Raw genomic sequence first — 23,062 nt, 5'->3', positions numbered from 1 at the left:
GTGCCGGCAGCGCGTGCGAATTGGCCCGACTAGAATGAGAGTAATTCTCATTCCCTCCCTCCTGGTTTCATGCCCTCCCCCGCTGTGGTCGCCCCGATCGATGCGCTCTATCGCGAGCACCGCGACTGGCTGCTGGGCTGGATGCGGCGCCGCCTGAACGATGGCCACATGGCCGCGGACCTGACGCAGGACACCTTCGTGCGCGTCGTCGTCGGCGGCCAGGCCCCGGTGCTTCAGGAACCCCGCGCCTACCTCACCACGCTGGCGCAGCGTGTGCTCTACAACTTCTGGCGCCGACGTGAACTGGAGCGCGCCTGGATCGAGGCGCTCGCGACCCAGCCGCAGGAGCTGGCACCTTCCCCCGAAACCTGCGCGCTGGTGCGCGAGGCCCTCGAGACGCTGGACCGATGGCTCGATGGCCTGCCTTCCAAGGCGCGCGAGGCCTTCCTGTTGCGCCGGCTCGAAGGCCTCGCACATGGCGAGATCGCGCAACGCATGGGTGTCTCGGTTTCCACGGTCGAGCGCTACATCAAGCAGGCCGTCGTGCACCTGTACACCTGCCCGGTACAGCCCGATGCCTGAAAGGGCGCCGCTGGATGCGGCCGCGGAACAGGCGATCGACTGGCTGGTGCGGCTCGACTCGGGCCACAGCAACGACGGGGACCGACAGGCTTTCGAGCGCTGGCTCGGCGCGGCGCCTGCGCACGGCGCCGCATGGACGGCACTGCAGCAGCGGCTGAACCAGCGCCTTTCGCCCGCGCTCAGCCAGTTGCAGGCCTCCGGACACGCCGCGCCCGGCGTGCGCGCGCTGAGCACGCCGCCCGATCGTCGCGCCCGCCGGCGCGCCCTGCTGGGCGGCGCCGCGGCGGCGCTGCTGACCGCCACGGGCGGCGGACTGTGGGCCGACCGGCGCGCGCCGCTCGCGGCATGGTCCGCCGACCTGCGCACCGGCACGGCCGAGCGGCGGCGCTTTGCACTGGCGGACGGCAGCGACCTGCTGCTCAACGCGCGCTCGGCGGTCGACCTGGATTTCAGCGGAACGCAGCGCCGGGTGCGGCTGCGCGCGGGCGCGCTGATCGTCCACGCGGTGGCCGACGCACACCGGTCCTTCGTCGTGCACAGCGCGCAGGGCACCGTGCAGGCATTGGGCACGCGCTTCATGGTGCAGCAGGACGAGGGCCGCACGCTGGTCTCGGCGCTGGAACACAGCGTGCGCCTGAGGGCGCGGCACGACAGCGCAGCCGTCGATCTGCGCGAAGGCGCCAGTGCATGGATCGAGGCCGACCGCATCGCGCCGCTCGCCACGGCGCGCGTCGACCCGAGTGCCTGGTCCACCGGCGTGCTGGAAGTGCACGACCAGCCGCTGGGCGAAGTCATCGATGCCCTGCGCCCCTACACGCCCGCCATCCTGCGGGTCAGCCCCGAGGCGGCGGGGGTCGGCGTCTACGGCGTCTATCCGCTGGACCGGCCGATGGACGCACTGCAGGCCCTGGTGGACACCCTGCCGCTGCGCGTGCGCCGCTGGGGCGACTGGGTGGTGCATGTGGACGTGCGCGCCGCATGAATCAGACATCGGCACGCATCGGCTGAGGGGTTTGCGCCCCCTCGCGGGTCATACAGGGTTGAACGCTTCGATCCACCAGAACCGCCGAGAAAGTCCGACGTGCCACTGTCCCTCCTTCCTTCCCCTGCCCGCCCGTCGGCCGGCAGCCGCCCGACCGACCACAGGACCACGCTGGCCCTGGCGGCGTTGCTCGCATGCGCCAGTGCGTCATCGTGGGCACAGACCCCGCCAGCCGCCGCGCCCATGGCCGCTTCCGCCGATGCCGTGTCGGAATGGAACCTGGCGGCCGATGAACTGGGCATCGTGCTGGCGCGCATTGCGCGTCTGAGCGGCCGCACCATCAGCGCCGCGCCGGCCCTCGTGGCCGGACGGCGCGCCAACGCCGTACAAGGCCGGTTCACCGTGGCGCAGGCGGCGCAGCAGGCGCTGTCGGGCAGCGGGCTGGCACTGGCACAGACACCGGGCGGCACGCTGACCGTTGTTCCTTCCGCCAGCGGTGCGACGCAGGCTGCAGGCGCTCCCGAGTCAGGCACGACCCTGGCGGAGGTGCGCGTGACAGCACAGGCCGAGCGCCCGGGGATCACGGAAGGCACGGGCGCCTACACCGCCTCCGGCCCGACAGGCGTGGCCACCGGCCTCGGCCTGAGCCTGAAGGAGACGCCGCAGTCGGTCAGCGTCATGACCCAGCAGCGCATGGAGGACGAGCACCTCACCAGCATCAGCCAGGTGCTGGCACGCACGCCGGGCCTGTCCACCAACGTGCTCGGTACCGAGCGTTCCAGCGCCAGCGCGCGCGGCTACGCGATCAGCAATTACCAGCTGGACGGCATCAGCACCCACACCGAATTCCTGGGACTCGACGCGCTGCCTTCGCAGAGCATCGCCGACATGGCGCTGTACGACCGCATCGAGGTGCTGCGCGGCGCCTCGGGCCTGACCACGGGCGCGGGCGATCCGTCCGGCATCGTCAACATGGTGCGCAAGAAACCCACGGCCGCGTTCCAGGGCGTGGCGGAGGCCAGCATCGGTTCGTGGGGCGACCGGCGAGGAATGATCGACCTGTCGACGCCGCTGAATGCGTCCGGCACGGTGCGCGGTCGACTGGTCGCTGTTCACCAGGAAGGAGGCAGCTTCATCGATCACTACAAGAAGAAGAAGGAGGTGGTCTATGGCGTGGTGGAAGCCGACCTGACGTCGTCGCTCAAGCTCACCGCGGGCATCGACCACCAGGAGAACCGCTCGCGCGGCTCGCTGTCGTACCTGGGCTACCCGCTGTTCAACAGCGACGGCGAGCAGACCGATTTTCCGGTGTCGTTCAGCGGTGCCAGCCGCCACAACCGCTTCAACACCAATTCCACCAGCGGGTTCCTGGCGCTGGAGCAATCGTTCGCCAACGACTGGAAGCTCAAGCTCTCGGCCAACTACCTGCGCTCGCAGCAGCGCGAGGACTCGGTCTACCTGGCGGTCAGTGCGGGCCTCTTCGACAAGGCCACGGGCGATGGGCTGCGGCTCAACGGCGAGCGCCGCGACTACAGGCTGCGCAACAAGACTGTGGACCTGAAGCTGGGCGGTCCCTTCAGCCTGTTCGGCCGCCAGCACGAGGCGGTGTTCGGCGCCGACTACACCAGCTTCCAGAGCCTGACCGATGGCAGCTTCGACACGTCGGGGCTCAATGGCGCAGCCGTCAACATCTACCGCTGGAATAACAGCGGCGTGCCCGTCTTCGGCGAGCGCTTCGTCACCTTCGACAGCACGCGCCGCCAGACCAGCCTGTACGGCGCCGGCCGCTTCGCGCTGGCCGACGGGCTCAAGCTCATCGTCGGGGGCAAGCTGCTGAACTACGACAGCAACTACGTCACCCACACCACGGCCGGCTACAACGAGCGCTCCCCGTCCTCCGAGCGGCGCGTGTTCACGCCCTACGCCGGGCTGGTGTACGACCTGAGCGCCCACCACACGCTGTACGCGAGCTTTGCCACGATCTACAACCCGCAGACCTCGATCGACCGCAACGGCGTACTGCTCGATCCGCAGGAAGGCAACACCTACGAGGCCGGCATCAAGAGCAGCTTTCTCGATGGCCGCGTGACGGGCAGCGCCGCCGTCTACCAGATCCGCCAGGACAACCTCGCGGAGCCGGACCCCGGCCACTTCATTCCGGGCACCACCAACACGGCCTCGCGCCCCATCCAGGGCGCCCGCACTAAGGGCATCGACCTGGAATTCAACGGCACGCTGGCACCGGGCTGGAACCTGAGCGCGTCGTACAACTACAGCCACTCGCAGGACGCCACCGGCAAGCGCGTCAACACCACCTTCCCGCGCCAGATGGCCCGCGTCTGGACAACCTACCGCCTGCCCGGCGCGTGGCGCCGGCTCACGCTGGGCGGCGGTGTGGACTGGAACAGCGGCATCCACTACACAGGCGAGGCCTGGCAGATCGAGCGCAGCGTCACGGCGCGCCAGCGTGCCTATGCGGTGGCCAGCCTGATGGCACGCTACGACGTCAACGACCAGCTCTCGGTCACGCTCAATGTGCAGAACCTCTTCGATCGCAAGTACATCGCGTCGATGTCAGGCTGGTGGTACTCGGGCATGTACGGGGCACCGCGCAACGTGCAGCTGACCGCCCGCTACAAGTTCTGAGCCTGCGGCTTGCGGCGAGCCGTTCGTTCTCCATCAACGCGCGATGCCGATGGCGATGACCTCGCCTTCAGGGCCGAGCCGAGCGTCGCCGCCCAAGAGGTTGATGGAGCAGCGGCAAGAGAGTTGAAAGTGCCGGATGCCGCCGATGTTTGGCTCGCTGGATGCAGGGTCAATTTTTGGTGGCAACCGGATGCGAGGCCCCTTGGTTTCTGCGCGAGGCGATGAGTTCGTGTACTTGCGAAGCCGGCACCGGCCGTGCGAAGAGATAACCCTGCGCCTCGTCAAACCCTTCCTCCCGGATGATCTGCAACTGCGCCTCGGTCTCGACGCCCTCCACAGTGGTCGCGATGCCCAGGCTCGCGCCGATGCCGGCCACGGCCCGGATGATCGCGAGCGACTTTCTGTCGGGCAAATCGGCGATGAAGCTGCGGTCCACCTTGATCTTGTCGAACGGGAAGCTGCGCAGGTAGCCCAGCGACGAGTACCCGGTTCCGAAATCGTCCATTGCGATCTTCACGCCCAGTCGCCGGATCTGCCGCAGGGTGCGCAGGTTCTTGTCGTCGTGGCCGAGCAGCACGGACTCGGTGATCTCGAGTTGCAGGCGCGAAGGGGACAGCGCTGAAGCATCGAGCGCATTCCTGATGGCTTCGACCAGGTTGTCCGCGCCGAACTGGACCGGCGAGAGGTTCACCGCCACACCGATCCCGTCGGGCCAGGTGGCGGCCTCCCGACAGGCTGCGCCGAGGACCCATTCGCCAAGTTCCACGATCAACCCGGTCTCCTCCGCGATGGGAATGAAGTCAGCCGGCGAGATCATCCCGCGGTCCGGGTGGCGCCAGCGCACCAGCGCCTCGAAGGCGGTGCAGCGATTGGAGGCGAGACTCACGAGCGCCTGGTAGTGGACCTCGAACTCCCCGCGGGCGAGCGCCTCGCGCATGGAAAGCTTCAAGGTCTGGCGCGTCTGCAGGTGGGCGTCCATGCTCCTGGCGTACCTCTGGAGGCTCCTTCCCCCGGCGGCCTTGGCGCGATGCAGTGCCACGGCAGAGGCGCGCTGGATCTCATCGATGGTTTCGCCGTCGTCCGGCGCCAGCGCGACGCCGACACTGGCCCCGATGCTCACCTGGTGTCCATCGAGCTCGAAGGGCTCGAGCAGGACGGCCATCAGGCGCCGCGCGATCTCGATCGCCGCGTCGGGATGCGGCAGTCCGAAGCAGCCGATCGCGAATTCGTCCGCACCGAGTCGCGCGAGCGCGTACTCGTCGCCGGCGAGCCCAAGCCGCAGCCGCTGCGCGACCTTCTGCAGCAAGGTGTCGCCCGCGGGATGGCCGTAGGCGTCGTTGACGGACTTGAAACCGTCGAGGTCCAGTGTCAGCACGGCCACCGAGGTCTTGTTGGCGCCAACATCGTTCAAGTGTCGCTGCACCGCCTCGCCGAATGCGAAGCGGTTGGGCAGACCGGTAAGAACGTCGTGGCGGGCCATGTGAGAGACCTGGCGCTGGGCCTGCAAGCGCTCTTTCTCCGCCTTGCGACGAGCGGTGGTGTCGCGAAAGAAGATCGACAGCCCCCCTTCGGTCGGCGAGGCATGAACCTCGAGCCATACCTGCGTCACGGGCACGAATTCCTCGAACGACACGGCCTTGTTGTCCGCCATCGCCCGCCGGAAGTAGTCGCCGAACAGGCTTTCGACCTCGGCGGGATAGAGGTCCCACAGCCTTGTGTTCACGGCCTCCTCGCCGAGCTTCAGGAACCGGCGGGCGTTCTCGTTCATGTACGTGATGCGCCATGCAGGGTCGACAACCAGCACGCAGTCCATCGTGTTCTCGAGAACCGCCGAGAGCCGGATCGCCGCGCTTTCGGCGCGCTGCTGCGCCACCACGGCATCGTTGCGCGCAGCCTTGGCCTCGGTGATGTCACGCCAGATGCTCACCATCCGGATCGGCACGCCCGATGCGTCCAGTACCGGCGCACCGATGACGTCGAGCCATCGGTGCACGCCCTGGGCATCGACGGCATCGACCTCCAGCCTGGATGTGCCGCCGGCGCGCACCACATCGAACATGGCGCTCAGTTTTCGAAGCCGGCCTTCGGGAAAGATCGTCTCGAGCGCCTCGCGGCTTGCCAATTCCGAGACATCGAGCCCGATCATCCGCCGCGCCGCCTTGTTCATCAGCAGCGTGTTGCCCGACAGGTCCAGCATGCTGATGCAATCGGGGCTGCTGTCAAAGATGCTCCGAACCGAAGCTTCGCTCTCGCGCAGTGCGGATTCAGCCGCGCGCCGCTCGGTGACGTCGAGAATGGAGCCGGCATAGCCGAGAAGCCCGCCGTCAGGTGCGAGCCGGGGCGCCCCGGTGTCGATGACCCACGCCCAGCTGCCATCGGACCGTCGCAGCCTGTATTCGAGTTGAACCGGCATCCGCTGTGCGGTCGCCGTTTCAAACAGCTTCAGCACCGACGCGCGGTCTTCGGGATGGATGGCCCGGCTCCAGCCTCCGCCCAACGACTCGGTTTCCGTCTGCCCCGTCACCTCGAGCCAAAGCCGGCTGTGGTAGGTCGCCTCGCCGTTTGGGTCCGTGAGCCACATCATCACGGGCACGCTGTCCGCGATGAGACGGAACAGAGACTCGCTCTCGCGCAGCGCTTCGATGGCGATGCGACGCTGATGAACGTCTTCGAGCAGCCCGTACCAGCGCACGATGGCGTCGTTCTCGTCGCGACGGGGGGCCGCCCGAGCCCTGAACCATCGGTACCGTCCGTCCAGGGCGCTCAGCACCCTGTATTCGGCATCGAAGGGAACGCCGCGGGTCACCGAGTCGACCCACTGCGTTCTGACGCGATCGAGATCGTCGGTGTGCAAGGCGCTTTCCCAGCCCGTGCCCAGCGTCTTCTCGACCGAATTGCCGGTGAGCGCCGGCCAGCCCGGCCCGACTTCGGTGACCGCGCCTGTGGCATCCGCGGTCCAGGTGATCTGCGGGTGCAATTCGACGAACGAGCGGTAGTGCGCTTCGCTGGCCCGCAGCACCCGCTCCGCCGTGCGCAGTTCGGTCACGTCGGAGATCACGACCACGAGCAGCCTGCCGCCAGAATCCGAGAGATCGACCGCTTTTTTGAACGTGACCAGGGTTCGGGTCGATCCGTCCTCCGTGGTGATCTCTTCCTCGAAACTGCGGCTCTCGCCGCTCGCGAGTATCTGGAGATCCAGCGTCCTGATCCGATCGGCCTGCGCGCGGGGCAGGAAATCGTGATCTGTCTTGCCTCGTGCTCGATCCAGCGAGACGTTGAGCAGCTCGCAGGCCCGCCGATTGAGATGCACGAACCGCGAGTCCTCGTCCTTCACGATGACCGCCTGGCCGACCCCATCGAGGATCGCGGCCATTTGGACCAGCGGATCAGCGGGCTGACGTGCTGCGCGGGGCTCACTCATGTCGGTGTCTCCTGTCTGGAATGCTCACAGGTTTGCCATCGTAGCCCGGAGGACGCCCGGGGCGGGTCTTCATTCCATCTACGCTGCAAAGTCCGAATCTACTGCTCGCTCAGATGCTCTGCACTCGCCGGTCCGCCCGGGTTTGTTCCCCGATCTAACCTTGGCTGCCCTCAAATCTCATCGGCCTTCCTCGCAAGACAAGTGACCCACGCCCCAATGAAAAAGGGCGTTCACTGAGATTCAGTGAACGCCCTTGGACGTTGTATGTGGTGGAGCTGGGGGGATTTGAACCCCCGTCCGCAAGCCTTCATCGCGCAGTTCTACATGTTTAGTGATCTGATTTAAGTCTCGCTTCCGGAGTCGCGCAGTCACACGCTAAACCGGACGCCAGCACCCTATTTTCTCGCCCCGACCCAAGGTACCCGGATCGGAGCCAGCCCATGTAATTATCCTTGCAGCCGGGAGGTCAGGATTGCTCCAGACCCCCTTGCCCAGCCCATCGGCCAACTGTTGCAAGGCTCACTGGCAATTAAGCAGCGAGTGCGAAACGTTCGTCGTTTGCAGTTAGTTTGTTTGAATCTGTTTTACGAGCGCATTCAGCTCGACATGCCCCGCTGCGACTCCGAACCCACGTCGAAACCAGTGCAGCCCCAAGCGTCCCATTTTAGGCGCTATTGAGTAACTTCAAGAGCTCAAGGGGTGAAGAGATTGAAGCATCGGCCTGCCACAGGGTCGAATCGGCCTCTGAACCCATGTAGCCGTAGGTGGCAGCGACCGTGCGCATGCCTGCGGCACGGCCCGCGACGATGTCGCGTTCGTCGTCCCCGACGTAGATGCAGGCCTCGGACGCCACGCCCAGGCGGCGCGCCGCCTCGTGCAGCGGCTCGGGGTGGGGCTTGGAAAACGGCGTGGTGTCGCCGCTCACGATGGCGCCCGCGCTCGCGAAGAGCGGCATTGCGCCGGTCAGCGGGTCGGTGAAGCGGGCCGACTTGTTGGTGACCACGCCCCAGCGCAGGCCGCGCTCGCGCAGCGCCTCGATCAGCGGCGCCACGCCATCGAACACGAGTGTATTGAGCAGCATGCGACGCTCGTAGGCGACGTAGAACTCCTCGCGCAGCGTGTCGAACTCGGGCGCATCGGGCGTGATGCCGAATGCGATGCCGAGCATGCCGCGCGCGCCGGCACCGGCCATCGGGCGGTAGCGCTCCAGCGGATAAGGCGCCAGCCCGCGGTCGGTGCGCATCTTGTCGGCGGCGGCGCCGAGATCGGGGGCGCTGTCGATCAGCGTGCCGTCGAGGTCGAACAGGATGGCCTGTGTCTTCTTCGCCGCTCCCGTCATCGCTGCGCCTCCGGCAGCGCCGGCTTCTGGGTCGCGAACATGTAATTGACGCTGGTGTCGGCGCTGAGCCAGTAGCGCCGGGTGAGGGGGTTGTGTTCCATGCCGCGCGTATGGCGCAGGTCCAGGCGGGCGGCACGGCAATAGCCCGCCAATTCGCTGGGGCGGATCAGCTTGGGGTACTCGTGCGTGCCGCGCGGCAGCATGCCCAGGACGTACTCGGCCCCCACGATCGCCAGCATGAAGGACTTCAGGTTGCGGTTGATGGTCGAGAAGAACACCCAGCCGCCCGGTTTCACCAGGGTGGCGCAGGCCTGGATCACCGATGCCGGATCGGGCACGTGCTCCAGCATTTCCATGCAGGTGACGACATCGAAGCTGCCGGGTTGCTCGGCCGCCAGCGCCTCGGCGCTGACTTCGCGGTACTTGACGCCACGCGTCCCCGCCTCGAGCGCATGCAGTTGGGCGACCTTGAGGGCCTTGGTCGCCAGGTCGATGCCCAGCACGTCGGCACCCTTGCGCGCCATCGAATCGGCCAGGATGCCGCCGCCACAACCGATATCGACCACACGTTGACCCGAAATAGGCGCAATACCGTCAATCCATTCGAGTCGCAATGGATTGATTTCGTGCAGCGGGCGGAATTCACTCTCCAAATCCCACCACCGGTGTGCGAGCTCCGAAAACTTGGCCAGTTCGGCCGGATCTGCATTCACGTGTTCTGTCATACGGCAATTATGAAGCGAGCAAAGCCCGACTCGAAAGCAATGGGCTTGGATTCAGGCCCGACTGCAAATACGTCAGGCATAAAAAAACCCCGCCGAGGCGGGGTTTTCATTCGTCGATGGAATCGATCGATCAGTTGGCGCGGGTGCCAACCACTTCGATTTCCACGCGACGGTTCTTGGCGCGGCCTTCCTTGGTGCGGTTGTCAGCCACTGGCTGCTTCTCGCCCTTGCCTTCGGTGTAGACGCGGTTGCGTTCGATGCCCTTCGAGACCAGGAAGGCCTTGACGGCTTCGGCGCGACGCACCGACAGACGCTGGTTGTATGCGTCGGTACCGATGGAGTCGGTGTGACCCACAGCGATGATCACTTCGAGGTTCACGCCACGGATCTTCTCGACCAGGTCGGTCAGCTTGGCGCGACCTTCAGGCTTCAGAACCGACTTGTCGAAGTCGAAGAAGGCGTCAGCAGCGAAGGTGACCTTCGAAGCAGCGACTTGTGCGGGAGGCGGAGCAACCGGAGCGCCAGGCGTAGGAGCCACAGCAGCCGGGCCAGCCGGAACCAGAGCACCGTCGCAACCGGCGGCAGCCGTTGCGGGCGTCCAGTTGGCATCGCGCCAGCACAGTTCGTTCGTGCCGTTCTTCCAGACGAGTTCGCCGGTGCCGTTTTGCCAGTTGTCGATCGTAGGACCGCCGTTCGCAGCGGTGACACGGGTCTGCGCGCCGGCGGCAGTGGCGAGCGCAGCGACTGCAAACATCATCGCCACTTTATTCAGTTTCTTCATGGTTCTCCTCTTGGGGAAAAAGCCGCAGCCGCGCTGCGAATCAAGGACGCTTTAAGTGACCACCACCCAAAACGTTGAGACGATTGTGCCATAGGGTCTTTGGCAAACAGGCCGCTGGACGCCCCCGAAGCGTAGGACGGAGGCGGAATAGAGCCCTTGTGTTGCGGCGGTGCGACACCCCTCACAGCGTAAAATTTCGCCTTCCTGCCGCCAGCCTCTAGCTCATGACCTCCTTCGCCAAAGAAACCCTGCCCATCAGTCTCGAAGAGGAAATGCGCAGCAGCTACCTCGATTACGCCATGAGCGTGATCGTCGGCCGGGCGCTTCCCGACGCCCGCGACGGCCTCAAGCCGGTGCACCGCCGGGTGCTGTACGCGATGCACGAGCTCAACAACGACTGGAACCGGCCGTACAAGAAGTCGGCCCGTATCGTCGGCGACGTGATCGGTAAGTACCACCCGCACGGCGACCAGTCGGTCTACGACACCATCGTCCGCCTGGCCCAGGACTTCTCGATGCGCCACATGCTGGTCGACGGCCAGGGCAACTTCGGGTCGGTCGACGGCGACAACGCGGCCGCAATGCGTTATACGGAAATCCGGCTGGCCAAAATTGCACACGAAATGCTGGCGGATATCGACAAGGAAACCGTCGACTTTCAGGACAATTACGACGGCTCCGAAAAAGAACCGAAAGTTTTGCCCAGCCAGCTGCCGAATTTGCTGGTCAATGGCTCCGGCGGTATTGCGGTCGGCATGGCCACGAATATCCCGCCGCACAACCTGAATGAAGTGGTGGATGCATGCCTGTATCTGCTGCGCAATCCGCAGGCCACCATCGACGAACTGATGGAAATCGTGCCGGCGCCGGACTTCCCCACCGCCGGCATCATCTACGGCATCAACGGCGTGAAGGACGGCTATCGCACCGGCCGCGGCAAGGTCGTGATGCGCGCCAAGTGCCACTTCGAGGACATCGACCGCGGCCAGCGCCAGGCGATCATCGTTGACGAGCTCCCCTACCAGGTCAACAAGAAGACGCTGCAGGAGCGCATGGCCGAGCTGGTGCACGAGAAAAAAATCGAAGGCATCAGCCACATCCAGGACGAGTCCGACAAGTCGGGCATGCGCCTGGTGATCGAACTCAAGCGCGGCGAAGTGCCCGAGGTCGTGCTCAACAACCTCTACAAGCAGACGCAGCTGCAGGACACCTTCGGCATCAACATGGTGGCGCTGGTCGATGGCCAGCCCAAGCTGTGCAACCTGAAGGACCTGATCGAGGTCTTCCTGCAGCACCGCCGCGAAGTGGTCACGCGCCGCACGGTCTTCACGCTGCGCAAGGCCCGCGAACGCGGCCACGTGCTCGAAGGCCTGGCGGTGGCGCTGGCCAACATCGACGAGTTCATTCGCATCATCCGCGAATCGCCCACCCCGCCGGTCGCCAAGGCCGAGCTCATGACCCGCGCCTGGGACAGCAAGCTGGTGCGCGAAATGCTCACGCGCTCGCGCGCCGACGGCGGCGTGATCAACGCCGACGATTACCGCCCCGAAGGCCTCGAGCGCGAGTTCGGCATGGGCGGCGATGGCCTCTATCGCCTGTCTGAAACGCAGGCGCAGGAAATCCTGCAGATGCGTCTGCAGCGCCTGACCGGCCTCGAGCAAGACAAGATCGTCGCCGAGTACAAGGAAGTCATGGCCGAGATTGACGACCTGCTCGACATCCTGGCCAAGCCCGAACGCGTCTCCATCATCATTGGCGACGAGCTCGGCGAGATCAAGCAGGAGTTCGGCCAAAGCAAGCTCGGCGCCCGCCGCAGCCTGGTCGAGCACAGCGCCTACGACCTCTCGACCGAAGACCTGATAACGCCGACCGACATGGTCGTCACGCTCTCGCACAGCGGCTACATCAAGAGCCAGCCGCTCGGCGAGTACCGCGCACAAAAACGCGGCGGCCGCGGCAAGCAGGCCACGGCCACGAAGGAAGACGACTGGATCGACCAGCTCTTCATCGCCAACACGCACGACTACATCCTGTGCTTCTCCAACCGCGGCCGGCTGTACTGGCTCAAGGTGTGGGAAGTGCCGGCGGGTTCGCGCGGCTCGCGCGGGCGTCCCATCGTCAACATGTTCCCGCTGCAGGAAGGCGAGAAGATCAACGTCGCGCTCGCCCTCACTGGCGAGAAGCGCACCTTCCCGGCCGACCAGTACGTGTTCATGTCGACCTCCATGGGCACGGTCAAGAAGACGGCGCTCGACGAATTCAGCAACCCGCGCAAGGGCGGCATCATTGCCGTGAACCTCGATGAAGGCGACTACCTCATCGGCGCGGCACTCACCGACGGCAAGCACGACGTGATGCTGTTCAGCGACAACGGCAAGGCCGTGCGCTTCGACGAAGAAGACGTCCGCCCGCTGGGCCGCAATGCCCGCGGCGTACGCGGCATGTCGCTGGAGCCGGGCCAGGGCGTGATCGCCATGCTGGTGGCCGAGGACGAACAGCAGAGCGTGCTCACCGCCACCGAAAATGGTTACGGAAAACGTACAAGCATTACCGAATACACCCGTCATGGCCGCGGAACCAAAGGCATGATCGCGATTCAACAGAGTGAGCGCAACGGCAAGGTCGTTGCCGCCACGCTCGTTCATGCGGACGATGAGATCATGCTCATCACCGACAAGGGTGTGCTCGTGCGCACCCGTGTGGCCGAGATTCGCGAACTGGGTCGGGCGACGCAAGGCGTCACGCTGATCGGGCTCGACGAAGGCGCCAAACTCAGCGGGCTTCAACGCATCGTCGAAAACGACGCGGTCGGCGAAAGCGAGCCGGACGCAGACGACACTTCCACATCTTCAACGGAGAATCCTCAGTGAAAAAACAACTCAAGCTCGCACTCCTGACCGCTGCCCTCGCCGGCTCGTCCATGGCCGCCATGGCCCAGGACAAGGCCACGCTGATCAAGCAGTTCATCGAGATCCAGCGCCCCGGCATCGAATCGCTGGCACGCGGCCTGATCGAGCAGTCGAGCGCCCCCATCGCGCAAGCCGGTTCGCAGTACCTGCAGACGCAAGTGCCCGAAGCCAAGCGCGAAGCCGCCGCCAAGGCCGCCGACGCCGAGCTGAAGAAGTACTTCGACGACGCCTACCCGGTCGTGCGCGACAAGGCCGTGCAGATCGCCCCTGGCGCCCTCACGCCCATCCTCGAGCAGAACTTCACCGAAGACGAGCTCAAGCAGCTGCTGGCCTGGATCAACTCGCCCCTGAGCAAGAAGTACCAGGAACTGAACCCGAAGATGCAGACCGCTCTGACGGAAAAGCTGGTGACCGACACCCGCGCCACCATCGAACCCAAGATGCGCGCACTCGACACCAACGTCGCCAAGGCCCTCGGTGCTCCGACCGACGGCGGCGCAGCTCCCGCCAAGGCGCCCGCCGCCAAGGCTCCTGCCAAGAAGTAAAGCAACGTGACCCAGCAGCAGACGCCGGCCGGCAAGCGCCCCTACAACTTTTCGGCCGGTCCGGCTGCCATGCCGGAGGCGGTGCTTCAACGCGCCGCTTCCGAGATGCTCGATTGGCAGGGCAGCGGCATGAGCGTGATGGAAATGAGCCATCGCGGCAAGGAGTTCGGTGCCATCTGCACCCAGGCGGAAGCCGACATCCGCACGCTGCTGGCCATCCCCTCGCACTTTCACATCCTGTTCATGCAGGGTGGCGGCCTTGGCGAAAACGCCATCGTGCCGTTGAACCTGTCGCGCGGCGCCGCCGCCGACTTCGTCGTCACGGGCAGCTGGAGCGCCAAGTCGCACAAGGAAGCGCAGCGCTACTGCACGGCTCGCGTGGCCGCGAGCAACGTCGACAACCAGCACACGAAGCTGCCCGATCCCGCGCGCTGGCAGCTGTCCGCCGATGCCTCGTACGTGCACGTGTGCAGCAACGAAACCATCAACGGCATCGAGTTCCAGCAATTGCCCGACCTGGCCGCGCTTGGCAGCAAGGCGCCGCTGGTCATCGATTTCTCGTCGCACGTGGCCTCGCGCAGCGTCGACTGGAGCCGCGTGGGCCTGGCCTTCGGCGGCGCCCAGAAGAACCTCGGCCCCGCCGGCCTGACCATCGTGGTCGTGCGCGACGACCTGCTGGGCCACGCCCTCGAAATCTGCCCGAGCGCGTTCAACTACAAGACCGTGGCCGACAACCAGTCCATGTACAACACCCCGCCGACCTGGGGCATCTACATGGCGGGGCTCACGTTCCAGTGGCTGCTGCAGCAGACCGAAGGCGGACTCACCGGCATCGCCGCGATGGAGCAACGCAACATCGAGAAGGCGACGCTGCTCTACAGCTTCATCGACGGCTCCGACTTCTACGCCAACCGCATCGACGCAAGCTGCCGTTCGCGCATGAACGTGCCGTTCTTCCTGGCCGACGAAAGCCGCAACGAAGCCTTCCTGGCCGGTGCACGCGAAGCCGGACTGCTGCAGCTCAAGGGTCACAAGTCGGTCGGTGGCATGCGGGCGAGCATCTACAACGCCATGCCGCTGGCAGGGGTGCAGGCCTTGGTGGCCTACATGAGAGAATTCGAGCGATCGCATGCGTAGGCGCATGCCCTGTTGCTCGCACCGATGACCGCCTCTGCCCCCACACCACCCACCTCCCCCGACAATTCCGAAAGCCTGGCCGATCTGCGCGTGCAGATCGACTCGCTCGACCAACGGCTCCTGAGCCTGCTCAACGAGCGCGCCCATGTGGCCGAGCTGGTCGGCGAGGTCAAGAAGCGCGAAGGCACGCCGTTCTTCCGCCCCGACCGCGTTGCCGCGGTCATCGACAAGATGCAAAGCAGCAATGGCGGTCCGCTCAAGGACCTCCATGTCGCAGCCATCTGGCGCGAGATCATGTCGGCCTGCCTGGCCCTCGAGTCGCCGCAGCGCGTGGCCGTGCTCGGCCCCGAAGGCACCTTCTGCGAACAGGCCGCCATCGAGTACTTTGGCGGCGCCGCCGACCTGATTTACTGCGCCAGCTTCGACGAGGTGTTCCACGCCACGGCAGCAGGCAGCGCCCAGTACGGCGTGGTCGGTGTCGAGAACTCGACCGAAGGCGTGGTCACGCGCTCGCTCGACCTGTTCCTGCACTCGCCCACCCATGTCGTCGGCGAAGTCAGCCTGCTGGTGCGCCATCACCTGATGCGCAGCAGCAATTCGCTCGAAGGCGTCGAGGCCGTGCTGGCCCACCCGCAGGCGCTGGCGCAGTGCCAGACCTGGCTGTCCAAGCACCTCCCCAACGCCGAGCGACGCGCCGTGTCGAGCAACGCCGAAGGCGCGCGCCTCGCGGCCACCAACCCGGCCTGGGCCGCGCTGGCCGGCGAACGCGCCGCCACCCGCTTCGGCCTGCACATCGTGGCGCACGCCATCCAGGACGACTCGTACAACCGCACCCGCTTCTCGGTGATCTGCCTGCCGCAGACGCTGGCCATGCCGCCGGCCTCGGGCAAGGACTGCACGAGCCTCATCGTCTCGGTGCCGAACCGGCCCGGCGCAGTGCACGACCTGCTGGTGCCGTTGAAGGCCAACAACGTGTCGATGACGCGCTTCGAGTCGCGCCCCGCACGCACCGGCCAGTGGGAGTACTACTTCTACATCGACCTCGACGGCCACCCCTCGCAGCCCAACGTGGCCGCGGCACTGGCCGAACTGCGCGGCCTCTGCGCCTTCTACAAGGTGCTCGGCGCCTACCCGATCAAAGCCTGAGCCGAACGGACCGACGCGATGTTCGAGCAACTGGGATTGATCGGCTGCGGCCTCATGGGCGGCTCCTTTGCGCTCGCGCTCAAGCGCGCGAAGCTGGTGAAACGCGTGGTCGGCTACAGCAAGTCGCCCTCCACCACTGAGCGGGCGCGCCAGCTCGGCGTGATCGACGTGGCGGCGCCCTCGGCGCTGCTGGCGGTGTCCGGCGCCGACCTCGTGCTGCTGGCGGTGCCGGTGGCCGCCTCGGAAGCCACCTTCAAGGCCATCCGCCACGGCATCTCGGCCGACACGCTGGTGATGGACGTCGGCTCGACCAAGGGCGACGTGATCGAAGCCGCGCGCAACGGCCTGCAAAAGCAATTCGCGAACTTCGTGCCGGCGCACCCGATCGCCGGCAAGGAAGTCTCCGGCATCGAGCACGCCGAAGCCTCGCTGTTCACCGGCCGCCAGGTCGTGCTGACCCCGGTCAAGACCACGCTGCGCTCGAACGTGCAGCGCGCCTCGCAGGTGTGGAGCGGCATCGGCGCCAACGTCGTCACCATGACGCACGAAGCGCACGACGCCGCTTTTGCCGCCGTGAGCCATCTGCCGCACCTGTTGGCCTTCGCGTACATCAATGCGCTGACCGCACAGCCCGAAGGCGACCGCTTCCTGGACCTGGCCGGACCGGGCTTTCGGGACTTTTCGCGCATCGCCGCCAGCGATCCGGTCATGTGGCGCGATGTGCTGCTGGCCAATCGCGAGCAGGTGCTCCAACAATCGAGGGCTGTCCGGCAGGCGCTCGACGATCTCGAAGCGCTGATGACCGCCGGCGACCTTCAGGGGCTGGAGCAATCCATCGCCTCCGCCAGCAAGGCGCGCGCGCGTTGGAAGCCGAATGCGAGTTCCGACGCCTCGGCCCTGCAGGACAGCTGACATGTTCTCGACCGCTTTCCTCGATCTTCCGCCTCTCGTGGGCGCCGCCGGCACGGTCCGGCTGCCGGGCTCCAAGAGCATCTCCAACCGCGTGCTGCTGCTGGCCGCGCTTGCCAGCGGCACCACCACGATCCACGACCTGCTCGATTCCGACGACACGCGCGTGATGCTCGACGCCCTGCGCGCGCTGGGCTGCGGCATCCAGCCGGCCGGCAGTTCGCTGCGCATCACGGGCCTGGGCGGCCAGCTGCCGCCGTCGCCGGGCGCGACGCTGCTGCCGCTGTTCCTGGGCAATGCCGGCACAGCGATGCGCCCGCTGACCGCGGCGCTGTCGCTGCTCGGCGGCGAGTTCGAACTCAGCGGCGTGCCGCGCATGCACGAGCGCCCGATCGGCGACCTGGTCGATGCACTCACGCAACTCGGCTGCCGCATCGACTACCTCGGCAACCCCGGCTATCCGCCGCTGCGCATTCATCCGGTGTCGCACGACGAACTGGCACTGCGCGCACCGATCCGCGTGCGCGGCGACGTGTCGAGCCAGTTCCTGACCGCCCTGCTGCTGGCGCTGCCGCTCGCGGCGGCCAACGACATCGTGGTCGAGGTGGTCGGCGAGCTGATTTCCAAGCCCTACATCGAGATCACGCTGAACCTGCTGGCGCGCTTCGGCATCACGGTGCGGCGCGATGGCTGGGAGCGCTTCACCATTCCCGCCGGCAGCCGCTACAGCTCGCCGGGTGAGATCCACGTCGAGGCGGACGCCTCGTCTGCCAGCTATTTCATAGCACTCGGCGCCATTGCAACGGGCGTTTCGGGCCAGAACGGCATCCGGATCGAAGGCGTCGGCGCGGCCTCGATCCAGGGCGACATCCGTTTCATCGATGCCGCCGCGCAAATGGGTGCGCTGGTCGACAGCGGCCCGAACTGGCTCGAGATCCGCCGCGGCGCCTGGCCCCTCAAGGCCATCGACCTCGACGCGAACCACATCCCCGATGCGGCCATGACGCTGGCCGTCATGGCGCTGTACGCCGACGGCCCCAGCACGCTGCGCAACATCGCGAGCTGGCGTGTGAAGGAAACCGACCGCATCGACGCCATGGCCAACGAGCTGCAGAAGCTCGGCGCGACGGTCGAGGCGGGGCCGGATTTCATCCGCGTCCATCCGCTGCCGGCTGCCGGATGGCGGCCCGCCAGCATCCGCACCTATGACGATCACCGCGTCGCCATGTGTTTTTCGCTCGCGGCCTTCAACCCGGCCGGCGTGCCGGTGCGCATCCTCGAGCCCCACTGCGTCGCCAAGACCTTCCCCGACTACTTCGAGACCCTGTTCTCGGTGGCCCAGGCTGCCGAGGTGCCCGTGATCTGCATCGACGGCCCGACCGCCTCGGGCAAGGGCACGCTGGCCGCCGAGGTGGCGCGCCTGCTGGGCTATCACTACCTCGATTCGGGCTCGCTCTACCGCGTGACCGGCCTTGCTGCCCGCCGCGCCGGCCTGGAGGCCACGGCCGCGAACGAGGCGCAGATCGCCGCCCTCGCGGCCGCCCTGCCCCTGCAGTTCACCGAGGGCAAGGTGCTGCTGGCCGGCGACGATGTGAGCGACGACATCCGCACCGAAGCCGCCGGCATGGATGCCTCGCGCGTCTCCGCGCTGCCGGCCGTGCGCGAGGCGCTGCAAGACCTGCAACACCGCTTTCGCCGCCTGCCCGGCCTCGTGGCCGACGGGCGCGACATGGGCACCGTGATCTTCCCCGACGCGGCGCTCAAGGTGTTCCTCACGGCGGGTGCCGCCCAGCGCGCCGAACGGCGGCATAAGCAGTTGATTTCAAAGGGTATTTCGACTACACTCGACAGTCTTCGCTCCGACTTGGAAGCACGTGACGCCCGGGACTCTTCCCGCAGCGTCGCCCCTCTGAAGCCGGCGCAGGACGCTCGCCACCTCGACAACTCCCAGCTGTCCATCGAACACTCGATCGACACGGTGTTGAACTGGTGGCAAGAAATTCAACCGTTCAAGTCCGCTTGAGCGGATTGAAGTGCAGCCTTTCAAGTCCGCTTGAAAGGCTTGCGTCTCCCGGGTGTTCCGGGTGGCGCCTACCGCTCCAGCAGGCTCCTTCCGCGCGACAGCGCACTGGCCTGCTGGTTGTTCCACCAACCGGGCTCCTGCCCACAACCTAACCGCCGTCTACAGACCTCCAGCAGCCGCACGCAATTTCGCAAGAGCGCCTGCCAACCCTGCCTGACGGAAGGAACCATAAATGTCTGAATCTTTTGCCGACCTATTCGAAGAGTCCCTGAAGCGTTCCGAAATGCGCAGCGGCGAGGTCATCACGGCCGAAGTCGTGCGCGTCGAACACAACCACGTCGTCGTCAACGCCGGTCTGAAGTCCGAAGCGTATGTGCCGATCGAAGAGTTCAAGAACGACAAGGGCGAACTCGAAGTCCAGGCCGGCGATTTCGTTTCCGTTGCCATCGGCAGCGTTGAAAACGGCTACGGCGACACCATCCTCTCGCGCGACACCGCCAAGCGTCTGGCTTCGTGGCTCGCCCTCGAGAAGGCCCTGGAATCGGGCGACTTCGTCACCGGCACCACCAGCGGCAAGGTCAAGGGCGGTCTGACCGTTCTGGTCAACGGCATCCGTGCATTCCTGCCGGGTTCGCTGATCGACACGCGTCCGATCAAGGACCTGACCCCGTACGAAAACAAGACCCTCGAATTCAAGGTCATCAAGCTTGATCGCAAGCGCAACAACGTCGTGCTGTCGCGCCGTGCTGTGGTCGAAGCCAGCATGGGCGAAGAGCGCGCCAAGCTGATGGAAACCCTGAAGGAAGGCGCTGTTGTCCGCGGCGTGGTCAAGAACATCACCGAATACGGTGCGTTCGTGGACCTCGGCGGCATCGACGGCCTGCTGCACATCACCGACATGGCATGGCGCCGTGTTCGCCACCCGAGCGAAGTCGTTCAGGCCGGCCAGGAAATCACCGCCAAGATCCTCAAGTTCGACACCGAAAAGAACCGTGTCTCACTGGGTCTCAAGCAAATGGGCGACGACCCGTGGATGGGCGTTTCGCGCCGCTACCCGCAATCGACCCGCCTGTTCGGCAAGGTCACGAACATCGCCGACTACGGCGCGTTCGTCGAACTCGAACCCGGCATCGAAGGCCTGGTGCACGTCTCCGAAATGGACTGGACCAACAAGAACATCGCTCCGAACAAGATCGTCTCGCTGGGCGACGAAGTCGAAGTCATGGTCCTGGAAATCGACGAAGACAAGCGCCGCATCAGCCTGGGCATGAAGCAGTGCAAGGCCAACCCGTGGCAAGAGTTCGCGCAAAACACGAAGCGTGGCGACCGCGTCAAGGGCCCGATCAAGTCGATCACCGACTTCGGCGTGTTCGTGGGTCTGGCTGCCGGCATCGACGGCCTGGTGCACCTCTCGGACCTCTCGTGGAACGAAACCGGCGAAACCGCCGTTCGCAACTACAAGAAGGGCCAGGAAGTCGAAGCGATCGTGCTGGCTGTCGACGTCGACCGCGAACGCATCTCGCTGGGCATCAAGCAGCTCGACAGCGATCCGTTCACCACGTTCACCACCGTGAACGACAAGGGCCAGATCGTGACCGGCAAGGTCAAGACCGTGGACGCCCGCGGCGCTGAAATCGACCTCGGCGAAGACATCATCGGCTACCTGCGTGCTTCGGAAATCTCGCGCGACCGCGTCGAAGATGCCCGTAACGTGCTCAAGGAAGGCGACGAAGTCACGGCCATCGTGGTGAATGTGGATCGCAAGACCCGCAACATCCAGCTGTCGATCAAGCAGAAGGACATGGTTGACGAACAAGGCGCCATGGCCAACCTGAGCCAGCAGTCGGCACGCGAAAACGCGGGCACGACCAGCCTGGGCGCTCTGCTGCGCGCCAAGCTCGACAACAGCGACAACAAGTAAGCTGAGTCCGAAGACAGAGGCAGGCCCCCGGGGCCGCTCTGTCTTTTTTTTCGTCCACGTTTTTCGTTTATGTTTGGCCTATGACCCGCTCAGACCTCGTCGAAGAACTCGCCGCCCGTTTCGCGCAGCTCACGCACCGCGATGCCGAATACGCCGTCAAGACCATTCTGGACGCGATGAGCGACGCGCTGGTGCGCGGACACCGCATCGAGATCCGTGGCTTCGGCAGCTTCTCGGTGAACCGCCGTCCGCCGCGCATCGGCCGCAACCCGCGTTCGGGTGAGAGCGTGCAGATCCCCGAGAAGCGCGTGCCGCACTTCAAGCCGGGCAAGGCACTGCGCGAAGCCGTCGACGCGAAGACCGCCGAACTCGATGCAGGCAAGGAAGCCGCCGGCCGCAAGGCCTGATGGCAGGGCTGCCCCGATGGCTGCAAACGTAGAATCGTCCCGCCAACGGGAACGCGCATGAAATACCTCCTGTGGCTGCTCAAGGCAGCCATTTTTTTTACGCTCTTCGCCTTCGCGCTGAACAACCAGCACGACGCGACCGTCTACTTCTTCTTCGGAACCCACTGGCGCGCGCCGCTGGTGCTCGTCGTGCTCGCGGCCTTTGCCGGCGGGCTCGTTGTGGGTGCGCTCGGCATGCTGCCCGGGTGGTGGAAGCACCGCGCCGCCGCAGCCCAGGTGCCTGCGGTTTCCGAAGCCCCCTCGCCCGCGCCGACGGCCACTGCGACCGCTTCCGCGGCAACGCCGTCCATCTCGGCCACCGACCTTCCCGCCGTACGTCAACATGGACTTTGATCCCAGCTGGCTGCTGATCGGCCTGCCCGTCGCCTTCGTGCTGGGCTGGCTCGCATCGCGCTTCGACATCCGCCAGCTCAAGCTCGAGAACCGGCAGGCGCCCAAGGCCTACTTTCGCGGCCTGAACTTCCTGCTCAACGAGCAGCAGGACCAGGCGATCGACGCCTTCATCGAGGCCGTGCAGAACGACCCCGACACGCAAGAGCTGCACTTCGCGCTCGGCAACCTGTTCCGCCGCCGCGGCGAGTACCAGCGGGCCGTGCGCGTGCATGAGCACCTGCTGGGCCGCGGCGACCTGAGCCGCGCTGACCGCGAACGCGCCCAGCATGCGCTGGCGCAAGACTTCCTGCGCGCCGGTCTGCTCGACCGCGCCGAGGCCGCACTGCAGAAGCTCGAAGGCACGCGCTACGAAAACGAAGCCCGGCTCGCGCTGCTGGCCATCTACGAACGCTCGCGCGAATGGGCCCAGGCCGCCGACGTGGCGCAGAAGCTCGACGAGTCCGACCAGGCCAGCTACAGCACGCGGCGCGCCCATCACCTGTGCGAACAGGCCAACGAACGCGTCGCAGCGGGCGACCTGCCGGGCGCCAGCGACCTGCTCACGCAGGCCCGGGCCCTGGCACCGCAAGCCCCGCGGCCGGCCATCGACACCGCCACCCTGCAGCTGCGCAACGGCGAAGCCGCCGCAGCCTTCGACACGCTCGAAGGACTCAGCGACACGGCGCCGCTGGCGCTGCCGCTGTACGCCGCGTCACTGCAAAAGGCGGCCGTGGCCGCGCACCGAGAAGGCGAGGCGCTGGCGCTGCTGCAGCGGCGCTATGCCGAGTCGCCGTCGATCGATGTGCTCGAAGCGATGATCGCGCTCGGCGGCACACCCGATGCCACGCCATCGGACGCGACCGACACGCCCACCGAAGCCCCCACGCCGCGCGACAGCTACATCATCCACCTCGCGCACCAACCCTCGCTGGTCGCCGCCTCGCGCTGGCTGGCCGGCGAACGCTTCGAGCACGAGCAGTTCCATCCCCAGGTGCAACGCGCGCTCGACCAAGCCACGCGCCCGCTCATGCGCTACCGCTGCGCGGCCTGCGGCTTCGAGGCGCACCAGTACTTCTGGCACTGCCCCGGCTGCCAGGCCTGGGACAGCTATCCACCGCGCCGCGTGGAAGAACTCTGACCACGGTTCTGAACAATCG

At 66.1% G+C, this 23,062-nt stretch carries 17 protein-coding genes and 1 other RNA gene; 13 read left to right on the top strand and 5 right to left on the bottom strand.

The window, feature by feature from the left end:
• The first annotated feature begins 69 nt into the window (after nt 1-69).
• The 3 genes from RZE79_RS09285 (at nt 70) to RZE79_RS09275 (ending at nt 4,210) form a co-directional block, all read left to right on the top strand.
• Complete coding sequence (locus RZE79_RS09285) at nt 70-582, top strand: sigma-70 family RNA polymerase sigma factor (protein WP_319360097.1); 513 nt, start codon at nt 70-72, stop codon at nt 580-582.
• Nucleotides 575-1,564, top strand: a complete 990-nt coding sequence (locus RZE79_RS09280) for a FecR domain-containing protein (protein ID WP_319360095.1) — start codon at nt 575-577, stop codon at nt 1,562-1,564. Before RZE79_RS09285 ends, RZE79_RS09280 begins: the two co-directional genes overlap by 8 nt.
• Nucleotides 1,565-1,807: 243 nt before the next feature.
• Entirely contained in the window at nt 1,808-4,210 is a 2,403-nt protein-coding gene (locus RZE79_RS09275; protein ID WP_319360092.1) for a TonB-dependent siderophore receptor, read from the top strand.
• A 169-nt stretch (nt 4,211-4,379) separates the two neighbouring features.
• Here RZE79_RS09275 and RZE79_RS09270 read toward each other — a convergent pair whose 3' ends face one another.
• The 5 genes from RZE79_RS09270 to ompA form a co-directional block, all read right to left on the bottom strand.
• Nucleotides 4,380-7,631, bottom strand: a complete 3,252-nt coding sequence (locus tag RZE79_RS09270; RefSeq protein ID WP_319360090.1) for a PAS domain S-box protein — start codon at nt 7,629-7,631, stop codon at nt 4,380-4,382.
• 267 nt (nt 7,632-7,898) lie between these two features.
• Nucleotides 7,899-8,283, bottom strand: a transfer-messenger RNA (tmRNA) gene (gene ssrA, locus RZE79_RS09265).
• 12 nt (nt 8,284-8,295) lie between these two features.
• Nucleotides 8,296-8,970: a phosphoglycolate phosphatase gene (gene gph, locus RZE79_RS09260; protein WP_319360088.1), complete on the bottom strand. Its 675-nt coding sequence runs from the start codon at nt 8,968-8,970 to the stop codon at nt 8,296-8,298.
• Nucleotides 8,967-9,695, bottom strand: coding sequence for a bifunctional 2-polyprenyl-6-hydroxyphenol methylase/3-demethylubiquinol 3-O-methyltransferase UbiG (gene ubiG, locus RZE79_RS09255; protein ID WP_319360086.1), 729 nt, complete (start codon nt 9,693-9,695; stop codon nt 8,967-8,969). The genes gph and ubiG overlap by 4 nt, the downstream gene beginning before the upstream one ends.
• Nucleotides 9,696-9,825: 130 nt before the next feature.
• On the bottom strand, nt 9,826-10,476 hold the full coding sequence (gene ompA / locus RZE79_RS09250) for an outer membrane protein OmpA (RefSeq protein ID WP_101492498.1): 651 nt from the start codon (nt 10,474-10,476) through the stop codon (nt 9,826-9,828).
• A gap of 224 nt (nt 10,477-10,700) precedes the next feature.
• Between ompA and gyrA the strand changes: the two genes are divergently transcribed.
• The 10 genes from gyrA to lapB all read left to right on the top strand — a co-directional run bounded on the left by gyrA (nt 10,701) and on the right by lapB (nt 23,043).
• The gene (gene gyrA / locus RZE79_RS09245; protein WP_319360084.1) at nt 10,701-13,346 is read left to right on the top strand and encodes a DNA gyrase subunit A; all 2,646 of its coding nucleotides are present in this window, start codon (nt 10,701-10,703) and stop codon (nt 13,344-13,346) included.
• Complete coding sequence (locus RZE79_RS09240) at nt 13,343-13,930, top strand: DUF2059 domain-containing protein (RefSeq protein WP_228121817.1); 588 nt, start codon at nt 13,343-13,345, stop codon at nt 13,928-13,930. Before gyrA ends, RZE79_RS09240 begins: the two co-directional genes overlap by 4 nt.
• Before the next feature lie 6 nt (nt 13,931-13,936).
• A complete protein-coding gene (gene serC, locus RZE79_RS09235; RefSeq protein WP_153285327.1) occupies nt 13,937-15,067 on the top strand; it encodes a 3-phosphoserine/phosphohydroxythreonine transaminase in 1,131 nt (376 codons plus the stop codon).
• 24 nt (nt 15,068-15,091) lie between these two features.
• Entirely contained in the window at nt 15,092-16,213 is a 1,122-nt protein-coding gene (pheA, locus tag RZE79_RS09230; RefSeq protein WP_153285328.1) for a prephenate dehydratase, read from the top strand.
• An 18-nt stretch (nt 16,214-16,231) separates the two neighbouring features.
• Nucleotides 16,232-17,125 (top strand): prephenate dehydrogenase/arogenate dehydrogenase family protein, encoded by an 894-nt coding sequence (locus RZE79_RS09225; protein ID WP_153285329.1) that lies wholly within the window; start codon nt 16,232-16,234, stop codon nt 17,123-17,125.
• A gap of 1 nt (nt 17,126) precedes the next feature.
• A complete protein-coding gene (locus RZE79_RS09220; protein ID WP_319360080.1) occupies nt 17,127-19,145 on the top strand; it encodes a bifunctional 3-phosphoshikimate 1-carboxyvinyltransferase/cytidylate kinase in 2,019 nt (672 codons plus the stop codon).
• Between the two features lie 232 nt (nt 19,146-19,377).
• Entirely contained in the window at nt 19,378-21,066 is a 1,689-nt protein-coding gene (gene rpsA / locus RZE79_RS09215) for a 30S ribosomal protein S1 (protein WP_056582667.1), read from the top strand.
• An 80-nt stretch (nt 21,067-21,146) separates the two neighbouring features.
• Nucleotides 21,147-21,473 carry an integration host factor subunit beta gene (locus RZE79_RS09210; protein WP_056582668.1) on the top strand — a complete coding sequence of 109 codons (327 nt, stop codon included), beginning with the start codon at nt 21,147-21,149 and terminating at the stop codon, nt 21,471-21,473.
• Between the two features lie 57 nt (nt 21,474-21,530).
• Nucleotides 21,531-21,866: a LapA family protein gene (locus RZE79_RS09205; RefSeq protein WP_319360076.1), complete on the top strand. Its 336-nt coding sequence runs from the start codon at nt 21,531-21,533 to the stop codon at nt 21,864-21,866.
• A complete protein-coding gene (lapB, locus tag RZE79_RS09200) occupies nt 21,856-23,043 on the top strand; it encodes a lipopolysaccharide assembly protein LapB (RefSeq protein WP_319360075.1) in 1,188 nt (395 codons plus the stop codon). Before RZE79_RS09205 ends, lapB begins: the two co-directional genes overlap by 11 nt.
• Nucleotides 23,044-23,062 lie beyond the last annotated feature (19 nt).

The sequence above is a fragment of the Variovorax sp. EBFNA2 genome, assembly GCF_033802765.1.
Classification (GTDB): Bacteria; Pseudomonadota; Gammaproteobacteria; order Burkholderiales; family Burkholderiaceae_C; genus Variovorax; species Variovorax paradoxus_H.
Note: the sequence above shows the minus strand (reverse complement) of the source record. Positions and strands in the feature narration are given on the sequence as shown.

Coding starts and splice junctions, on each gene's coding strand:
- lapB (WP_319360075.1), top strand. CDS start 21,856: ATGGACTTTGATCCCAGCTGGCTGCTGATCGGCCTGCCCGTCGCCTTC.
- RZE79_RS09270 (WP_319360090.1), bottom strand. CDS start 7,631: ATGAGTGAGCCCCGCGCAGCACGTCAGCCCGCTGATCCGCTGGTCCAA.
- RZE79_RS09210 (WP_056582668.1), top strand. CDS start 21,147: ATGACCCGCTCAGACCTCGTCGAAGAACTCGCCGCCCGTTTCGCGCAG.
- rpsA (WP_056582667.1), top strand. CDS start 19,378: ATGTCTGAATCTTTTGCCGACCTATTCGAAGAGTCCCTGAAGCGTTCC.
- pheA (WP_153285328.1), top strand. CDS start 15,092: ATGACCGCCTCTGCCCCCACACCACCCACCTCCCCCGACAATTCCGAA.
- RZE79_RS09205 (WP_319360076.1), top strand. CDS start 21,531: ATGAAATACCTCCTGTGGCTGCTCAAGGCAGCCATTTTTTTTACGCTC.
- RZE79_RS09220 (WP_319360080.1), top strand. CDS start 17,127: ATGTTCTCGACCGCTTTCCTCGATCTTCCGCCTCTCGTGGGCGCCGCC.
- RZE79_RS09285 (WP_319360097.1), top strand. CDS start 70: ATGCCCTCCCCCGCTGTGGTCGCCCCGATCGATGCGCTCTATCGCGAG.
- RZE79_RS09225 (WP_153285329.1), top strand. CDS start 16,232: ATGTTCGAGCAACTGGGATTGATCGGCTGCGGCCTCATGGGCGGCTCC.
- gph (WP_319360088.1), bottom strand. CDS start 8,970: ATGACGGGAGCGGCGAAGAAGACACAGGCCATCCTGTTCGACCTCGAC.
- gyrA (WP_319360084.1), top strand. CDS start 10,701: ATGACCTCCTTCGCCAAAGAAACCCTGCCCATCAGTCTCGAAGAGGAA.
- RZE79_RS09275 (WP_319360092.1), top strand. CDS start 1,808: ATGGCCGCTTCCGCCGATGCCGTGTCGGAATGGAACCTGGCGGCCGAT.
- RZE79_RS09280 (WP_319360095.1), top strand. CDS start 575: ATGCCTGAAAGGGCGCCGCTGGATGCGGCCGCGGAACAGGCGATCGAC.
- ompA (WP_101492498.1), bottom strand. CDS start 10,476: ATGAAGAAACTGAATAAAGTGGCGATGATGTTTGCAGTCGCTGCGCTC.
- ubiG (WP_319360086.1), bottom strand. CDS start 9,695: ATGACAGAACACGTGAATGCAGATCCGGCCGAACTGGCCAAGTTTTCG.